At 52.4% G+C, this 16,925-nt stretch carries 9 protein-coding genes; 6 read left to right on the top strand and 3 right to left on the bottom strand.

The features are described 5' to 3' along the window. The first annotated feature begins 18 nt into the window (after positions 1-18). From BMW93_RS13940 to BMW93_RS35830, 3 genes are read left to right on the top strand one after another with little or no spacing between them, the layout of a single operon-like run. The gene (locus BMW93_RS13940; protein ID WP_090376886.1) at positions 19-960 is read left to right on the top strand and encodes a hypothetical protein; all 942 of its coding nucleotides are present in this window, start codon (positions 19-21) and stop codon (positions 958-960) included. 44 nt (positions 961-1,004) lie between these two features. Next, positions 1,005-1,589 carry an RNA polymerase sigma factor gene (locus BMW93_RS13935; RefSeq protein WP_090376883.1) on the top strand — a complete coding sequence of 195 codons (585 nt, stop codon included), beginning with the start codon at positions 1,005-1,007 and terminating at the stop codon, positions 1,587-1,589. Next, positions 1,576-3,147, top strand: a complete 1,572-nt coding sequence (locus BMW93_RS35830; RefSeq protein ID WP_229240428.1) for a hypothetical protein — start codon at positions 1,576-1,578, stop codon at positions 3,145-3,147. The genes BMW93_RS13935 and BMW93_RS35830 overlap by 14 nt, the downstream gene beginning before the upstream one ends. Positions 3,148-3,150: 3 nt before the next feature. Here the strand turns inward: BMW93_RS35830 and BMW93_RS13920 are convergent, their stop codons facing one another. Both BMW93_RS13920 and BMW93_RS13915 read right to left on the bottom strand, forming a co-directional pair. Next, positions 3,151-5,721, bottom strand: coding sequence for a hypothetical protein (locus BMW93_RS13920; RefSeq protein ID WP_090376880.1), 2,571 nt, complete (start codon positions 5,719-5,721; stop codon positions 3,151-3,153). 155 nt (positions 5,722-5,876) lie between these two features. After that, entirely contained in the window at positions 5,877-8,705 is a 2,829-nt protein-coding gene (locus BMW93_RS13915) for a T9SS type A sorting domain-containing protein (RefSeq protein WP_090376878.1), read from the bottom strand. 253 nt (positions 8,706-8,958) lie between these two features. On the opposite strand from BMW93_RS13915, the gene BMW93_RS13910 reads away from it, so the two are divergent. From BMW93_RS13910 to BMW93_RS13900, 3 genes are read left to right on the top strand one after another with little or no spacing between them, the layout of a single operon-like run. Then, complete coding sequence (locus tag BMW93_RS13910) at positions 8,959-12,171, top strand: TonB-dependent receptor (protein WP_090376875.1); 3,213 nt, start codon at positions 8,959-8,961, stop codon at positions 12,169-12,171. 12 nt (positions 12,172-12,183) lie between these two features. Further along, a complete protein-coding gene (locus BMW93_RS13905; protein ID WP_218147691.1) occupies positions 12,184-14,223 on the top strand; it encodes a RagB/SusD family nutrient uptake outer membrane protein in 2,040 nt (679 codons plus the stop codon). A 57-nt stretch (positions 14,224-14,280) separates the two neighbouring features. Continuing rightward, positions 14,281-14,946: a DUF3823 domain-containing protein gene (locus BMW93_RS13900; protein ID WP_177194084.1), complete on the top strand. Its 666-nt coding sequence runs from the start codon at positions 14,281-14,283 to the stop codon at positions 14,944-14,946. A 210-nt stretch (positions 14,947-15,156) separates the two neighbouring features. On the opposite strand, the gene BMW93_RS13895 is transcribed toward BMW93_RS13900, so the two are convergent. Then, positions 15,157-16,821 (bottom strand): glycosyltransferase family 39 protein, encoded by a 1,665-nt coding sequence (locus BMW93_RS13895; protein WP_090376869.1) that lies wholly within the window; start codon positions 16,819-16,821, stop codon positions 15,157-15,159. Between the last annotated feature and the right edge of the window lie 104 nt (positions 16,822-16,925).

Genomic DNA, 16,925 nt, shown 5'->3' with positions numbered 1-16,925 from the left:
GATCAATGATTTGATGCTATGAATGAAAAAACGTTTACTGACAAATTGCTGCTTTTAATTGTTTTGGTCCTTTTTCTGAATGGATGCAGCAATTATAAAGATCAACAGGCGGCCCCGCAGGAAACATTACCGGAATCCATTATCAAGGTAATGTCGAGTGCCTATCCGGATGCTACCGATGCCACTTTTCAAGCCATAGAAAAGGATAAGCTTTATGAAGTTTATTATAAATTGAACGGCAATCCTTTTTACGCAGCTTTAAATACCAAAAAAATATTGAGCGTGTACCGCATGCATGGCGGGCTGCCCGATTCATTGAAACAGTCACTGCCCGTAAGGAGCGTGAGTGGCGGGGAGGTTGATACCTTTAAGGAGTCGGAACCCAGGGTGGTTAATCCCAAAGTGTTCTTTGCCAGGTATATATGGAATAGTCGCGATTATCTGCTGACGTGGGTGGAGCATGTTCCAGTCAATGACTTCTCTAAATATGCTGTGCAGTTGGAACCTTATTTCAAGTTTGCCTATATTATCGGAAAAGATGATTTGAGTGCCTTACCTGCTCGTGCGGGCAGTTTTCTGGAACGGGAAAAGCTGCGGTTTGCTACTGCCAGGATTTCGGTTAATGAAAAAAATGAAAAAGAATATAAAGTAAATGCCCTTACCGCATCGAGTACGAGTTACGATTTTACTTTCGATGCGTCGGGCAATCTGATCAATACGATTTACAGGGCCGAAGCATTTTATTACAATATTGATGAATACCCTGAAAAAATACAGAACTTTGTAAAGAGTTCACCGGCATTTGCTTCGATGAAAATATTGGAAGGATATAAGTTTTCGGACCCGATCGGGACTGGCTATGGAATGACTTTGCAGGGGACGAATGAAAATTGCCAGTTGGTTTTCGATCAGGGTGGAAATTTTGTGAGCATGACTTACAATACCACGATATTGCGATGAACGGGAAATAATTATTTCAACGATACACTTCATATCCCCTCTGAATGACCTTTTTCCGCAATAAAAAATACAGTTCGCTTGCCGATCTGGTTCGGGCCTGCCAGGCCGGCGATCCCAGGGCACAAACGGCATTCTACGAACGGTACAAATCCAGGTTGCTGGGGCTTTGCCTGCGCTATGCGAAAACCAAAGCGGAAGCGGAGGACATTTTTCAGGACGGGTTTATCAAGGTTTTTAAGAATATCAATGAATTACGGAATGTGGAGGTGATCGATGCGTGGGTGAAATCGGTGGTGATCAGGACAGCGATCAATTATTATCACCGGACTACCAAGGAACAGCAGCTCCACTCGAACCTCGAAGATTTTCAGCGGGAAATCGATTCGGGGGATTACGGAAAGATTATCACGCAGATAGACATGAACGTACTGCTGAATGTGATCAATACACTGCCGGACGGATACCGGATGATCATCAACCTGCATTTGATAGACGGTTATACCCACAGCGAAATCGGCGAAATGCTTTCGATCTCCGACAGCACTTCCCGTTCGCAATTTTTAAGAGGAAGGAATTTATTAATGAGGAAGTTACAGGAAAAAGGAATTACGCAATATGAAATCTTCTGACGAGCAAATCGACGAGGAGTTGCGTAAAGCTCTCCGGGAACGATTCGATAATTTTGAAAGGCTACCCGACCCGAACCTGAGGGAAAAAATCTTCAAAGGGCTTGGCGGAGGGACCAGCATGGTGCAAACGGGCCTCGTTGCGGCGCTGTTGCTGCTCATCACGCTGACGGCCGCCGTGTACATTGTATCGTACTCGTTGCAGCAGAAAAAAGACATGGTAACCAACGTGCGCCAGGCTACGCAAGCTTTTTCAGAGGCTATGGCGGCTAAGCCTGGTTCCGAAGTGCAGGAAGAAGGTCAGCCGCCCGCGGCCCGGCCGATCGCGGCCCGGCCTGTCGCGGCCCGGCCGATCGCGGCCCGGGCTGTCGTGGCCCAGTCAGTCGTGACCCGACCAGTCGTGGCCCGGCCGATCGCGGCCCGACCATTCGTGGCGCGGGAAGGCGATGTGGTTAATGCTGAAAACCTCGGTAATGCAGTGAATGCCGGTAATGTCGGGAATACGGGTAATGCGGAAAATACAGGCAATGCGGATTTGATAGCACCGAAACGTTCTCCGGCAGCCGCTCCCCGTCATGATAGCCCGGAAGTCGTGCCTGCGCGTACCGTACGCGCAACCCGCGCGGTTGTGCAGCCGTATAGGTATAAGCGAGCGGACGTTGTGAAGTTGATCGAAATGATCCGGTCGAACCCGTCCTCTTTTGGTTCGCTCTGGATCAGTGATGACCAGATGTCTCCGGCCGACAGGGCATTTCTGGACTCGGAATTGGAGAAAATGGACTTCGGGAGTGCAGTACCCGACAGCGCAGAAAACAATATCAAGGAACTGGAAGGGCCCACGTTGGCCGATCAAGACATCGGGGTGCTGGATCACAGGCCAATGGCCCTTCCACATTATAACTGGCAGCCCGACAGCCTCATCACGCCCGGCGAACCCCAAAAACGTTACGAATATCTTTTCAAAGAGCATTGGACCTTTATCGCGGGGCTTACACCTTTGCGCACATTCCAGATCCTGACCGTGAGGCCGGGCAATGGTGTCGTTTACCAGAATTTCGTATTACCTGCCAAGATCTCGGCGGCAACGGTCGGATACAAGTTCTCGGCCGGTGTAGAACGTAAAGGTTTCCAGCTGTCGCTCAACTATGGCCAGTTCAAGCAGTCGTACCGTTACGAGATCGCTACCAGTGAATTTACCGTGGGGCCGGACCTCACCGGGAACTACCAGGTCGTTCGGAAAGGCATCCCGCAGGAAGAGAACAGCACGGTTCGATTGGTCGGAATGGCTGTGAAAAAGCATGTGGTACGCCGCTCGCATTTCCTGCGTGACTATTACGGGGATGTCGGTGCGGAATACAGCCGCGATCTCACTTCAAAAAGGAACCTGGTTTGGTTGAATGCAGGTTTTGGCAAAGAGCTTTTTGCGGGTAACAATGTGGCGATGACCGTCGGGCCGTATTTTGAATACAGCCTATCGAAACTACGCAATCCCGATAACCCTTTTAAAATACAACCGTACCAGATCGGGCTTTCCGTGGGATTGCGGTATACTAAAAAATAAGGTCTACACTTCCGATTTGAGGATATCCGCCAGTTCCCGGCGGAATTCCTCCCCGTAAATGTTGTTGTACTCGCGCGTAAAGCTCTCAAACGTACTTTTGGCGAGTGAATGCTTGCCGAGCAACGCGAACGACTTGCATTTAAGGATCATCGCTTCTTCATTGGCCGGGTCGAAATACGAAATGTTGCCGGCCAGTCGGATCACAAATTCAGGATCGTCGGATACTGAAATGCTCCCCGCGTAATTCAGGAAGGTATTGACCACGATATTCGAAATCTCCGATTTGAAAGGGTCGAGCCATTCGAATTCCAGATTGGATAAAAAACTTCCTTTGTTGGTAATGCCGATCAGCGCCTCGATCATCGGCCTGTCTATGATTTTGGAAGAAGTGATATTCATGAAATCGAGGTAATCGACGTGTACTTCGTTTTCGTCGAAATCCAGCTTCCAATGCCCGGCATTCATCACGATCTGGCAATGCGGCATTTTGGTAAGGATCGCTTTCAGTTTCGTAAGGTTCACCGACCGGTTGTTCCGCGCACTCTCCGCCGTTTTATCCGACCATAACAATTCCCTCAGTTTATCCGAATTAATACCCCTTTTCCAGCGGATGGTGTACAGTAAAATGACGAGGAAAAGCTCCTTGATCAACGGCGTCAGCGCCTGGGTAATGTCGGTTCCGCTGTTATCGACAAGCTGTAAATCTCCAAAAAGGGAAATGCTGTTTTTCTCCTGCGGCGGCGCCTGGCTGGTACTTTTGCGTAGTGGCGCCAGGGCCGGATGCGCTTCCGGCGCCGGCTCGCCCTGCGGTTGGGAAGCGGTCGTCTCCATGCCCCGTCGGCGAAAATACAGCCATGCCGCACCCATTAGTAAGCCGGTGCCACCTGCTACAAACGGCCAGACTGGCAACGGCTCGCTTTCGGCGGTTGCCACCTCTGCATGCGCCTCGCGTACGGGCGAGAGCAATGTATAAACTTGCATGACCGTCTGCTTATCGTCTTCGGCGCGAGTCATGGTGAATGCTACCAGCTGCTTGCTGTCGGGGCAATAGAAAAGATCGGCGAAGGAATGCGTATCGTGAAAAGAGTAGGGGATCGGGGTCGCCATCGCCTTGAATTCCGGTTTATCGAGCGAGCCGCGTACGAGTTGCAACTCGGAATTGTAGCGGTTTTTAGGAAAACTCAATGCATAGAAGTAACCGTCCGGGAAAACCAGCGAGTTGGCAAAATTCAGCTGGGCAAGGTCCGTACCGGTGTCGTATACTTTCTTCCAGGTTCTTGTTTTGGGATCGAAACGCAGCAAATCGTTCCAGTTTCTGGGGTTGAGGATTTGCTGGCCCGTAAGGCTGCCGTAACCACCGAGTACGTACATACCACGCGGCCCCACACCGCCTGCGGCCAGGTATCGGGGTGTGTAAATGCCCGCTATGGCCGCTGTACTATCGACTGCCCATCGGCCGGTAGGCAAATGGTAGCGATGCACCTTGTTTTTGTAAGTCAAATGCCCATAGCCTCCGAAAATGTAAAGAGAGGAATCGGCGGCGGAATAAAACTTGTTGGAATGCCAGTATTCCGTAGAGCTTTCGGGAATAGGGAAAATAAAGTTGTTGTCCCATTTCCGGCTGGCAAAATTGAAGCGTGCAATGCGTTGCTGGTCAGCATTGTAAGTATACAGGTTGCCCGAAACCGTATCTACGAAAGCCTGATTACCTTTCGCTAAATGCAGCCTGCCCGATTGATAAGGATACGAAACGGTTACCTGGCTCGCGACCGAGTAGGTATGGAGGCTGTCCTCGCCGATGAGGTAGAGCATTTCGCGCTTCTGATCCAGGGCCGAGCAGGCAAAACCGCTGGTAACCATTCGTTTGCGCGGTTGCCATGCCTCATGCAGTTTTTCGATCCAAACCGGATTTTTGGTTACCGCAGTTACTTTGCCTTTCTGGTTATGTGCCGTTTCCCCCGAATGCTCGTCCAGCGGCCAGAGCCCGGCGGGCTTGCCATCCTGCGAAAGCTGAATATTGGCCAGGTTCATCGGCGGTACGTCCGTCGTTTGGAAGGACTTGTGCTGGTTGGCCCCGAAAAGCAGCTGGTAGCACCCACCGGGCGCAATATCCAATGTGTGCGTGTAGGTCTTACCGCCTGCGGTAATGCTCAATTTCCGGCTTTTCGCGTCCAGTTTGACGAGGAATTTGTTCCAGCCGGCAAAAAGCGCCTGATCGGAAATATTGAAAGCGATTCCGGAGAGTTTATCGCCCGCAATGACCCGGAAACGACCATTGGCCGCGGCGATTCCATTGTCATAAATGAGGTCGATATTGTTTTTATCGTCGCCGATCAGCCTGAAAATATAGCCGAAATAGGTTTTTTGTTTGGGTACAAAGGAAAGATCGAATGCGAATTCGAGGCTTTCCGAAATGCAAACGGGCTTCGCCGGCGTTAGGTCCAGCGTGGTCCGGTGGTCCTGCAAGGCCTCGTAGCTCGCAAAGCGCAGGCCGTACGATTGGGCATTTGCCGGGTTGTCGGCGGTAATGGGAATAACAAAAAGGAATGTCAGGAGGAAAAAAGGCAATTTCATCGGCCCGGTTCAGGTATACGCAGTCAGTAGTAATAATTTACAAAAGTTAAAAAAAACTTGAAATAATATAAGGTCGCGCGTGCCGGGGCCGTAAAAATATGCGCCCCGGCCGTTTCCGACCGGGGCGCTGTTTCAAGTAATATGCCGAACTGGATTTAAGGTTTTACGATTTTTCGTTCGACGCCGTCGACCTTCACAACATAAATCCCAGAAGGCCAGGTGGCAATATTCAACTCAAAACTCGGCTTGCCGGGCGTGGATGAATGCATCTTCCTTCCCGCGGAATTTACGATATCCACCTGCAAAATGCGCGCATCGGACTGGATAGCAAGCACATTCGCCGCCGGGTTTGGAAATACGTTCACAGCGATCGATCTTTCGATTTCCACTGTTGCAATGCTGCTGTAAGCAAAAGCGCCGTTCGCAGAGTGCCCATCCGACGGTAGGTCGACCATTTTCAAACGGTAATAGAAACGCCCCGCGGGCAGGTTGGTGTCCGTATACCGGTAGTCGTTGTTCGCATTGGAATTTTGGTGTGAATTGATTTTTCCAATAGTGATAAATGATTTGGCGTCGGCACTCCGCTGTATTTCAAAATGCGAGCTGTTGGTTTCCTGTGAGGTGCGCCAGGTTAGCAATGCATTATTCTGCTCGGTGTGGGCGGCGAAGCTCACCAGTGTAACGGGTAACGGCTGACCGGCCGTGGTACTCAGCGCATTCGGGAATAGCGGAACCGACAGGCTGTTTGTCGCTTTTCCTGCGAGTACTTTTTTGGTATAACCGGCAATGCCCATGTACCAGTCGGGCGTAAGGTCGAAACCGTCGGCGTCGAGCGAGAGGAACCAGGTATCGCCGCCTTTCGGGGTGTGGTCGGCGAATTTCTCCATTTTGAAGAAAGAAGTCGCCTCGTCCACTTCGTCGAACATCGCCAGGTAAATCATATTCGCGCCTTCGTTGATCACATTCTGGGACTGTTGCCACAAAAAGCTGCCGCCATTGCGCGGAATGGAGTTTTTAATGGCCGCCGACGGGTTGTTCCGAACGGTTTGCAGGTTAAACCAGGAAAAACCCGGGAAGATAACCGGCATGTAATCGATGTTTTTAGGCTGCAAATACGCCATATCCGGCCGCACGGAGTTGATCGCGAATGCATTGGCGCCGCTTTCGTTGCTGTACCGTCCCACCGACCACGGGCTGATCACATCGAGCTGGTCGTATACCGCGAGCCATTCTGCGGTATGTGTGCGCCAGTTATTGTTGAGGCCGCCCATGATGGTCGCACGGTATTTGGGATCGTCGGTCGGGTCGGTAGGATCGCCGTCGCGGAACCATTTCACGAGCTTGTCGGAACGTTCCGCGGTGGCGTCGGGGCTGGAAGCCAGGCCGAGGCCCCACAATGCTACCAGCGGACGGCCCTTGTGCCAGAGGTAATTGCTTTCGGAAGTGACGCCCATTTCGTCCACGAGGCGCTTCCAGTCGGCGATCACGGCCTCGGTAGATGTCGCGTCCGCGCCCGAGAGGTCGTACATGATCGCATACACGCGACCGTATTTCAGGCTGGCGGTCTGCACGTTTTCAATCACTTTTTCGAAATGCCGTGGTACGCGCGAATCGCCTGTGCGGAAGTTTTGGAGAAACCGCTGCTGGAAAACGCCGTCGACTTCATGCTCGCGCATCCATTTGAAATGCTGGTCGACGGTATTGTAATTGTAGCTCGAAAACAGCTTCGCGGGCGAGCCGTTGCTATACACCATATTCGTCGCCACGAGCTCACTGGAAGGGTAATCGCCCAGGTAAGGCCACATATCCACGGTTGCATTGGCATGGTCGGGCGCGCCGCCGAACCAGTGCAGCCACCAGTTGTGGGTAGGGCTGCCGTCCGTCGGAAGTCCGAACCAGCCCTGATAACCGAACATCACCTTGCCGTTCAATGTGTTGGCCGATGGGACGGGCGTGGCAACGTCGGCAGGTTCGTAAAACTCGATCTCGTCGACCCGGGCGGTAATAGACGCGCTTAGCGGCTGGCTGATCTGGAAGAAATTAATGGCGGACAAATTCGGATTACCTGTTTTTACGGCACCCGGCAAATGCAGGATCACGTGGTTCCATCCATTTTGTATTTTCTGGTTGGCCAGGTTCCAGCGATATTCGTCCGTCCCCGCCTGGCCCGAAGACGAGAACACAATGCTTCCGCTACCGTTCATTTGGGACGCATCCGAAACGAAAAGCCAGAATTTCACGATACCATCGGCTTCCGTCACAGTAGTATTGAATGGCGCGGGATTGAATGTAAACCAGTTGGTACCCGAGCCGGTTTTAACGATGGACGCGCTGCCGAGGATCTTGTTGCCCGTATCGGTGCCCGGCGCGTCGCTCCCCGACCAGCCGGTAGCATCGTCGGCCGCGCTGAAAATGTGCGCACCGCTGAGCACGCTGCCTTCATAGCCTTTTGTAAAACGGACATTATCGATCTTGATAATCACCGATTCACCCGCATTAATAGGCTTGTAATACCTGAAAAAATTAATGGCCGCCAGGTTCGGGTTACCCTGCTTGCCCGCCGCGCTCAGGCGAAGTACCACGTTGTTCCAGCCATTGCGGAGGTTCACACTCGCCGTGCCCCAGTTGTACTCGTCGGTATCCGGGTTGCCCGAACTGGTAATTTCGAACTGCCCGCCCGAGGCGCTGAACTTCGTAACGTCCGAAACGTAGAGCGAGAATTGCAGGTAGGCGATATTCAACTCCGTGGGGCCGATGCCGGTGTTGATCGGCGTGGTGAATGTCCGGCGGAGGCGTTCGGTATTGCCGCCTTCGGATTTGATCGAATAGGTGCCCTGCACGGGCGCATCGCTGTCGAGGCTCAGCGCATTGCCGCCACCGCCCCAGCCGGTAAGCGATTCGCAGTCGTCGACGGGCGTCACCTGCGCAAGCGAGGGCAGGGTCGCCGCCAGTAACAGGAGCAACAGTAAACAGTTGGTCTTCATTCAGTTTTGGATTAAGGTGAAAAGATTTGAGTAAAAGCCCACGGTGCCGGGAGTGGCTGGCGGATTGGTCCAAAACTAGACGGGCACCTATAATTTTAGATTAACTATGACTTAATAAAGAATAAATGGGAAAAAATGTCGGCTAAAAAGCGGCAATTAAGTCCAAATTAAGTCTGCGTTAACGCCCTGCACGTTACTTAGCACCCGGATTTACAATTACCTCCGTGTAACTTTTTCTTTCAAAAAAACAATTATGAACAAAACTCTATCCATCCCCTTATGGGCGATGAGCATGGCATTGCTGTGCCATTTCAACCCACCTGCGTATGCGCTCGGGAGTGGCAGCCGACCAGCCGGGGACCCGCCCGCTGCTAACCGGCCACCCGCCGCCACCGATGTTTCAGGAACAGTTAAAGATGAAAAAGGCGAGGGTATCCCGGGCGTGAATGTGCTCGTGAAAGGTACCGCCACGGGCACGACCACCGATGTGAATGGCAAGTTTTCAATCCAGATCGGGTCGGCGGCTGATGTGTTGGTCTTTTCATTTGTAGGTTATGCCAAACAGGAAGTCGCGGTGGGTAGCCAGACGACCATTAACATTACCCTGGCCGAAGACAACAAGAACCTCGACGAAGTAGTGGTGGTAGGGTATGGTACCCAGAAGAAAGTGACGCTGACGGGAGCCGTCGTTTCCGTGAACAGCCAGGAGATCGTCACTACCAAAAACCAGAACGTGCAGAATATGCTCACGGGCAAGCTGCCGGGCCTGCGGGTGGTGCAGAAATCGTCGGAGCCGGGTGATTTCAACTCCAACCAGTTCGATATCCGGGGCTTTGGTAATCCGCTGATCGTGATAGACGGCGTGCCGCGCGACAATATCTCCCGCATCGACCCGAATGAAATCGAAAGCATTTCCATTCTGAAAGACGCCGCGGCGGCCATTTACGGCGTGCGTGCGGCCAATGGCGTGGTGCTCGTGACGACCAAACGCGGCGCGAGCGGACGGGCGAAGATCGAGTATTCGATGTATTACGGCAGCCAGACTGCATTGGGTTTGCCGAAACCCGTGGGCGCGATCGAACGCTACACGCTCATGAACGAGAAGAGCATGCACAATGTGAACAGTCCGACGATCCGCTATTCCGAATCGGATTTTGCCCCATATCGTGAAGGGAAGCTGCAAAGCACGGATTGGTACGATCTCGTGATGCAGAAACGCGCACCCCAGCAACAGCATAACCTCAGCGCGAGCGGCGGTACTGCTGACGGCAAGATCGATTATTTTATCAATATGGGTTATATGTACCAGGAAGGTTTCTGGAAAAGCAAGGATCTCAATTATGATAAATACAACCTGCGGTCGAATATTAATGCGCAGATTACGAAGCAGTTGCGTGCCTCGCTGAAACTGAGCGGTATTATCGATACCAAAAACAACCAGCAGGCGGGCGGTATGCACGAAATATACGGGCCGCTCTGGCGCGCACAGCCGAACGAGACCAATTATGCCAACAATAATCCCGATTACCTTTTCAAAATGGCCGCCGGGCACCCGGTTGCATTGACGACCGCCGATATTTCGGGTTACCAGCAGGACAATAACAAATGGCTCCAAAGCCAGTTTCAGCTCGAATACACGGTGCCGCAGGTAGAAGGGTTGATGGCGAAAGGGATGTTCAGCTACGACACGCGGATCAACTCCAACACCAATTATAAAAAGTCTTACAATTTGTACGATTACAATGCGTCCAGCGACACCTATGCGCCGTTCGCGAACAACCTGCCCGACCAGCTGACCAAGACTTACAATATGCTGCCGTCCACTTTGATGCAGGTTTCATTGAACTATAACCGCTCTTTCAAGGAGACGCACAATGTGGGCGCATTGGTACTTTATGAAGAAAGCACCCGCAGCAGCGACAACTTCTTCGCGAGCCGCGAGCTGGGGATTCCGATGGAGTATCTTTTTGCCGGAAAAGCGCAAAATCAGGTCGGGAACAGCAATATCAACAACATCTGGAAGAATGCGAACAAAGGGCTGGTAGGGCGTTTGAACTACGATTTCAAGGGCAAATACATCGCCGATTTCAGCTTCCGCTACGATGGTTCGTCCAAATTCCCTCCCGGCAAGCAGTGGGGTTTCTTCCCGGCGGTTTCGGCTGGCTGGCGATTGTCCGAGGAAGGTTTTATCAAAAACAATGCAGCCTTCCGTTTCCTGGATAACCTGAAAATCCGCGGTTCTTATGGAACAATGGGGGATGATGGTGCTTCTTCCTACCAGTTTGTGTCGGGTTATGACTATCCGTTCAATGGCAACAGCCAGGCGCTGGCCGGCGGGTACATGTTCGGCGGGTCGTTTGTGAATTCGCTGGGCTTCCGCAATTCGCCGAACCCCAATATTACCTGGTATACCGTGAAAACTGCCAATGCGGGCCTGGACGCAGGTTTCTGGAATGGTTTGGTGGAGGTTACCTTCGATATTTTCCGTCGTAACCGCACCGGTTTGCTGGCAAACCGCCTCATGTCGCTCCCCGGTACATTCGGCGCGACGATGCCGCAGGAAAACCTGAACAGCGATCAGACAAGCGGTTTCGAAATTTCAGTTTCCCACCGCAAGCGAATCAATGAGATTCGATACAATGTGTCGGGTAACCTTTCGCTCACCCGTACCCGCAACATTTACATCGAAAGAGGCCGGTCCGGTAACTCCTACGACGACTGGCGGAACAACCGCAGCAACCGTTACAACGACGTATGGTTTGGCTGGGGTTACGAAGGCCAGTTCCAATCCTATGAGCAGATCGCCCAACACAACGCATTCGTAGGCCGTGCCACATTACCGGGTGACTACATCTACGAAGACTGGAACGGCGACGGTACGATCGACGACATGGACCGTCATCCGATTGCGACCACCATTAACCCGGCCAGCACCACCACCGTCGGCGGCGATGCGAAAAAGAACCACCCGCTCATGAATTTCGGTTTCTCAGGCTCTATCGATTACAAGGGATTTGACTTCAATATCCTCTTCCAGGGCGCGGCGCTTTCATATGTCGCTTACGGCGAACAGCTGCGCGAACCGCTGGCCTGGGATGGTAATGCATTGGAATTCTTCATGGATCGCTGGCATCCCAACGACCCGACGGCCGACCCTTACAATCCTTCAACCCAATGGACAAAAGGTTACTATGCCTACACCGGCACCACGGCCGACGAAAACTCGGCCCGTAACATTCAGAATGGCGCTTACCTGCGTCTGAAAAGTGCCGAGATCGGCTATTCGTTGCCGAAGGATTTGCTGAAAAGGGTAGGCGTGCAGGGGCTGCGCGTGTATGTGAACGGCTATAACCTCCACACATTCACAAAGGTGAAAGGGCTCGATCCGGAGCACCCTTCGGAGTTGTACGGGTATATGTACCCGATCAACCGGACGATCAATGTGGGCGCAAGTATCAGTTTTTAAATCAGATTCAGAATGGTATTTCAAATTAAAAATATAAAATATGCCCTCGCGCTGATGCTGCTGGGCGGCACGTATGCATGTAACGAACTCGATATTCCACCGATCAACGTCGTACAGGACAAGGATGCATTCACCGACGCCGGTATGCAGGCCTACATGGCCGCATTGTACAGCCGGATGCCGATCGAGGATTTCAAATACAGCGCACAGGAAGGAACCGAAGGGTTTGATACCTGGAACAACATCGCGACCCCGGCGCTGAATACCGGCGAAAATGCAAACCGGAATAATGGCGGCTTCGTGAACCCGGCGCGGGGTTACTGGAAAAGCGGCTACCAGGTGATCCGCAATGCGAATTACCTGATCCGCGAACTGCCGAAATATACGCCGTCGCTCACCCAGCCGAAGGTCGATAAATGGATCGCGGAGGCGCGTTTCGTCCGTGCATTCACCTATTTCGCATTGGCGAAGCGCTATGGCGGCGTGCCTATCACGCAGGATGTGCAGTCGCTGGATGGTACCACGCTCGAATCGCTGCAAATCCCGCGCAGCAGCGAGCAGGAGATTTACGATTTCATCCTCGCCGACCTCGATTTCGTGATCGCGAACATGCCGGAAGCGAGCGAGCAGTCGGGCAGGGTGAACAAGAACATCGCGGCCGCATTCAAATCGCGGGTGGCGCTCACGGCCGGTTCCATTGCACGTTATGCCAATCCGTTTATAAAAGACGGGGTAATGATTTGTGGTATTCCAAAAGAAAAGGCTAACGACTATTTCAAAGCGGCATTTCAGGCGGCGAAGTCGATCGAGGGAAAGTATTCTTTATATATGAAAAAATGGTCGGCAAGCGATAAAATCTCAACCGCCGATAACTACGCCGACCTTTTCCTCGACACCAGCAGCCCTGAAACCATTTTCGCCAAAGGTTATTCGTACCCCGAATCCGTGCACAGCTTCGACGCCGTGTATGCGCCGCCGCACATGACTTCCACCTACGGCGACCGCTTCAACCCGACGCTCGATTACGTGGAGCTTTTCGATGGCTTGCCCAAGAATGCCAAAGGTCAGCTGAAAACGACCGATGACAAAGGCAACTACATCGTGTACGATTACGTGGAACAACTTTTCGAGAACTGCGAACCGCGTCTGCGTGGAACGGTACTGCTGCCGGGTCAGCCGATCAAAGGTGTCCGCACCGACCTGCGCCGGGGTACGTTGGTTGAAACTGTCGATCCAACGGTGCCTATTCCGAAGTTTATCCCGGAAGACATGACTAGCGGTTACAATTCCAATGCGTTTTATAATTCCAATGTAAAGCAATCGGGTACCTGGAACAACCAGACGCCCATTGTGCTCTCGAATGGCCAGTCGATCAACCCGAGCGGGCTGGACGGGCCTACTTCCGCCAACAATGCCACTATTACCGGCTTCCATGGCCGCAAATGGCTGATGCCGAACCTCGCTCCGTCGGCCACTGCATTGCACCGCTCGAACCAGTCGTGGATTGAAATGCGGTATGCCGAAGTGCTCCTGAACCGTGCCGAGGCTGCATTGGAACTGCATCAGAACGGGGTTACCGAGGTGGATGGTACAGCATTGCTGAACGACGCATTCGAAAATATCAACCAGGTTCGTAACCGTGCAGGCGCTGTGTTGCTTAAAACGGCGGCAGAACTTTCGTCCGCGCAGCCGCTCGCACCGGGTACGGGTGTAGGCGCGTACGTACTCGCACCTACACGGGGGTTGCAGCTCGTGCGCATCGAGCGCAGGAAGGAGCTGGCGTTCGAGAACAAGCTCTGGTGGGATATGCTCCGCTGGCGCACGGCAGATGCCGAAGTGAATGCGCGTATCTGGCGCAAATGCAACCCGTTCCTGTTCGCGAAAGGCGCCATTGCCGAGAGCAGCGATTACGTCCGGGGCAAATACATTTTCGACTGCCGTTTCGAGGAAAGAAGTTCGCGTTTTACCGTCGCCACCAAAAACTATTACGAAGCCATTCCGGGCGCCGAGCTGATCGCAAACCCGAAACTGGTTCAGAATGAGCAATATTGATCACTGAAAATGAATCTAACAATGAAAAGTCTTTTGTATATTTTAATAATTCCACTAATGCTTTGCGCCTGCAAAATCGACGACGTGGATGCGCCGGATTCGACATTCGAAGGCCGACTGGTGGACGCAAGCGGCGCGGGAATCCAGCTCGAACAGGGTGCTTCCAGCGCGCGGCTCAAAATGGAGGAATTGAGTTGGAGCAATACACCGCTGCCGCTTTTCCTCAACCTGAAACAGGACGGATCTTTTATCAATAACAAACTCTTCCCGGGCAACTATAAAGTAACGCCGGTCGAAGGCCCGTTCTACCCGGTAGCCGAGAAGGTGCTCGACATCAAAGGCGCTACGAAACAGGATTTTACGGTAATACCTTTTCTGAATGTGGAATGGGCGGCCGAGCCGGTGATCAATGCCGACAAGAAGCTTTCGGTAAGCTTCAAATTCACCAGCAATGCCGCGCCGGAAGGCCTCACAAAGCCCAATCCGCTCGATTACCAGCTGTTTATTTCAACCAATCAATATGTGGGGAATAATAACTGGGACAATACCGCAGTAGGAGCGGTGGTGCCGGTAACGGTGGATAAAGAAGGGCAGGACATCACCATTTCGTCGTCCGTGCCTATGAAATACAGTACCACTTACTACGTGCGCGTCGGCGTGCGGGTGAATGATACTTATAAAAAGTACAACTATACGACGATCAAGACGGTGACAGTTCCATAATGTACGAAGCGCGGGATCTGCGATATTCATGAGAACGGCCAAATGCCGTCAGGCATGTTCGTCGGCCATCGTGTTGCTACCGATGTTGCATCGCTACGTGATTGGGATGCCGGATTTTCCGGACCCTGCCAATCTGGAAAATAGCGCGAAACTTTATACGCAGAGGTAGTGTGAGCCCCCGGGACCATTGGTCTTTTGGGGGCTTGTTTTTTAGAGCGTGTTGTCGTCGCGGATGTAAAGGAGGTAACGCGGTTCTACGACGGCGCTGCGTTTTTTTTCATCCAAAAAACCATATTTCAATTTCGTGACGTGGAAATGCTGGGGCGAAGCCTGCACTTCCGCGTCGACGCCCGAGCGGATGAGGCTGTCGGCGATGGCGGCAGTGGTGTACAGGTAACAGGGCGCGGTGTCGATGAAATCGTCGAGATATTTGCCGCTTTTGATCAGTTTGACTTCTCCCGGAGAATAGAATTCGAAGCTGTAAGAGAACGAGCCATAGGCCGCCACGGGCAAGTGGCTGTTCTTTGCAGATATGACCCTTGCGGCCTGCATACCCGATTGATATTGTAGTAAAAAAGGGTAAAAGAACTGGAACAGGAAGATATACAGGATCGCGGCCATCGCATATCCTTTGAAAAGGAGCTGCTGCATGGCGTTGCGGTAATGGATAATGCTCGTCGCAAAAACAATCCCCAGCGCGATGACCGCCGCGATAATGCCGTTTTCGATACGGGTAATGTAAAGCAAGCCGGAAATGAACACCAGCGCGACGACGAGCAACACGGTTTGGATCGTAACGAAATGGTTCAGTTTCGACCGCCTGGCCAGCTCGGTAAAGAAGTAGGCGGTGATCATCGAGAAATAGGGGAATTCGATGACGAGGTAATGCGGGAGCTGGAATTTGGATAATGAAAATAAGAGGAAAGTTACCAGCGTGCTGCCATAAATTACCCAGCGGATCGCGTCGCGGTTTTTCTCGAAGCGGAGCAGGTATATGATGCCGCCCACCAGTCCCACGGACCACGGCAGGAACGCCCATAATGTCGTATGCAGGAAGAAAGTAACATTGCCACTCCCTTTAATAGGCCCCGTGTTGAAAAACCGGCCGAACTGGCTGTCCCAGAAAAAGAACCGCAGCCCGGAGACGTTCGTGCGGCCGAATACCACTTTCTCGGGATGCAGATCGAATTGTACGTACAAGCTGTAAAGTTCCGGCAGGATGAATACGAAGCATAATACCAGTACCAGCCACCAGCGGTAGTTGACGAACTCGCGGAACTGCTTCGTAATGAGCCAGTAAATGACCCATCCGCCGCCGAGGGTTATGAGCACGAAAACGCCTTTCGTCATGATAGCGCAGGCGGCAAACAATGCGGCCCATACAATATGCGACCAATGTGCCCGTGCATGTACGCGCAACATATGCCAGGCCGAGCCGGTAATGCAGGCCGTGAGGTAAGGTTCGGCACGCACGTCGAAGTTAGCCAATGTACTGTGCAGGGCGACCGTGTAGATCAGTACCGCTATTTTGGCCACGTCTTCATTGTATAAATCCCTCGCAATGAGAAAAGTATATCGCAGGCTTAACAGCCAGAAAAGAAATGCGGGCAACTTATAGGCAAAACCCGTGATCCCGAATACCTTATAGCTGATCGCGGCCATCCAGAAGGGGAAATGCGGCTTGTCGAGCCAGTCGTGGCCGTCCCCATAGAGATTTACCCAATCATTGTGCAACACAATGTGCTTGGCGATGGTGGCGTAAAGCGCGCCGTCGGGTTCGATGATATCGAGCCAGAGGCCGGGGATGTTGAGCAAAATACCGGCCAGCAATAGCCAGGGGAAATAACGGTGCAAAAACGGGTCACGGTTGTTCATAACGTTGCGTATTTCGGGGATGCGGCAACAGGGCCAATATGATGCCTGCCAAAACCGATGTACGCACGAAGGTTTGAACTTGTGTCGGGTATACGCTGTAAATG

Origin of the sequence: Dyadobacter sp. SG02 (assembly GCF_900109045.1) — a bacterium.
Taxonomy (GTDB): domain Bacteria; phylum Bacteroidota; class Bacteroidia; order Cytophagales; family Spirosomataceae; genus Dyadobacter.
Note: the sequence above shows the minus strand (reverse complement) of the source record. Positions and strands in the feature narration are given on the sequence as shown.

Bases quoted from the DNA above. Each gene is read 5' to 3' on its own strand.
- BMW93_RS13940 (WP_090376886.1), top strand. From the start codon at position 19: ATGAATGAAAAAACGTTTACTGACAAATTGCTGCTTTTAATTGTTTTG.
- BMW93_RS13935 (WP_090376883.1), top strand. From the start codon at position 1,005: ATGACCTTTTTCCGCAATAAAAAATACAGTTCGCTTGCCGATCTGGTT.
- BMW93_RS35830 (WP_229240428.1), top strand. From the start codon at position 1,576: ATGAAATCTTCTGACGAGCAAATCGACGAGGAGTTGCGTAAAGCTCTC.
- BMW93_RS13920 (WP_090376880.1), bottom strand. From the start codon at position 5,721: ATGAAATTGCCTTTTTTCCTCCTGACATTCCTTTTTGTTATTCCCATT.
- BMW93_RS13915 (WP_090376878.1), bottom strand. From the start codon at position 8,705: ATGAAGACCAACTGTTTACTGTTGCTCCTGTTACTGGCGGCGACCCTG.
- BMW93_RS13910 (WP_090376875.1), top strand. From the start codon at position 8,959: ATGAACAAAACTCTATCCATCCCCTTATGGGCGATGAGCATGGCATTG.
- BMW93_RS13905 (WP_218147691.1), top strand. From the start codon at position 12,184: ATGGTATTTCAAATTAAAAATATAAAATATGCCCTCGCGCTGATGCTG.
- BMW93_RS13900 (WP_177194084.1), top strand. From the start codon at position 14,281: ATGCTTTGCGCCTGCAAAATCGACGACGTGGATGCGCCGGATTCGACA.
- BMW93_RS13895 (WP_090376869.1), bottom strand. From the start codon at position 16,821: ATGAACAACCGTGACCCGTTTTTGCACCGTTATTTCCCCTGGCTATTG.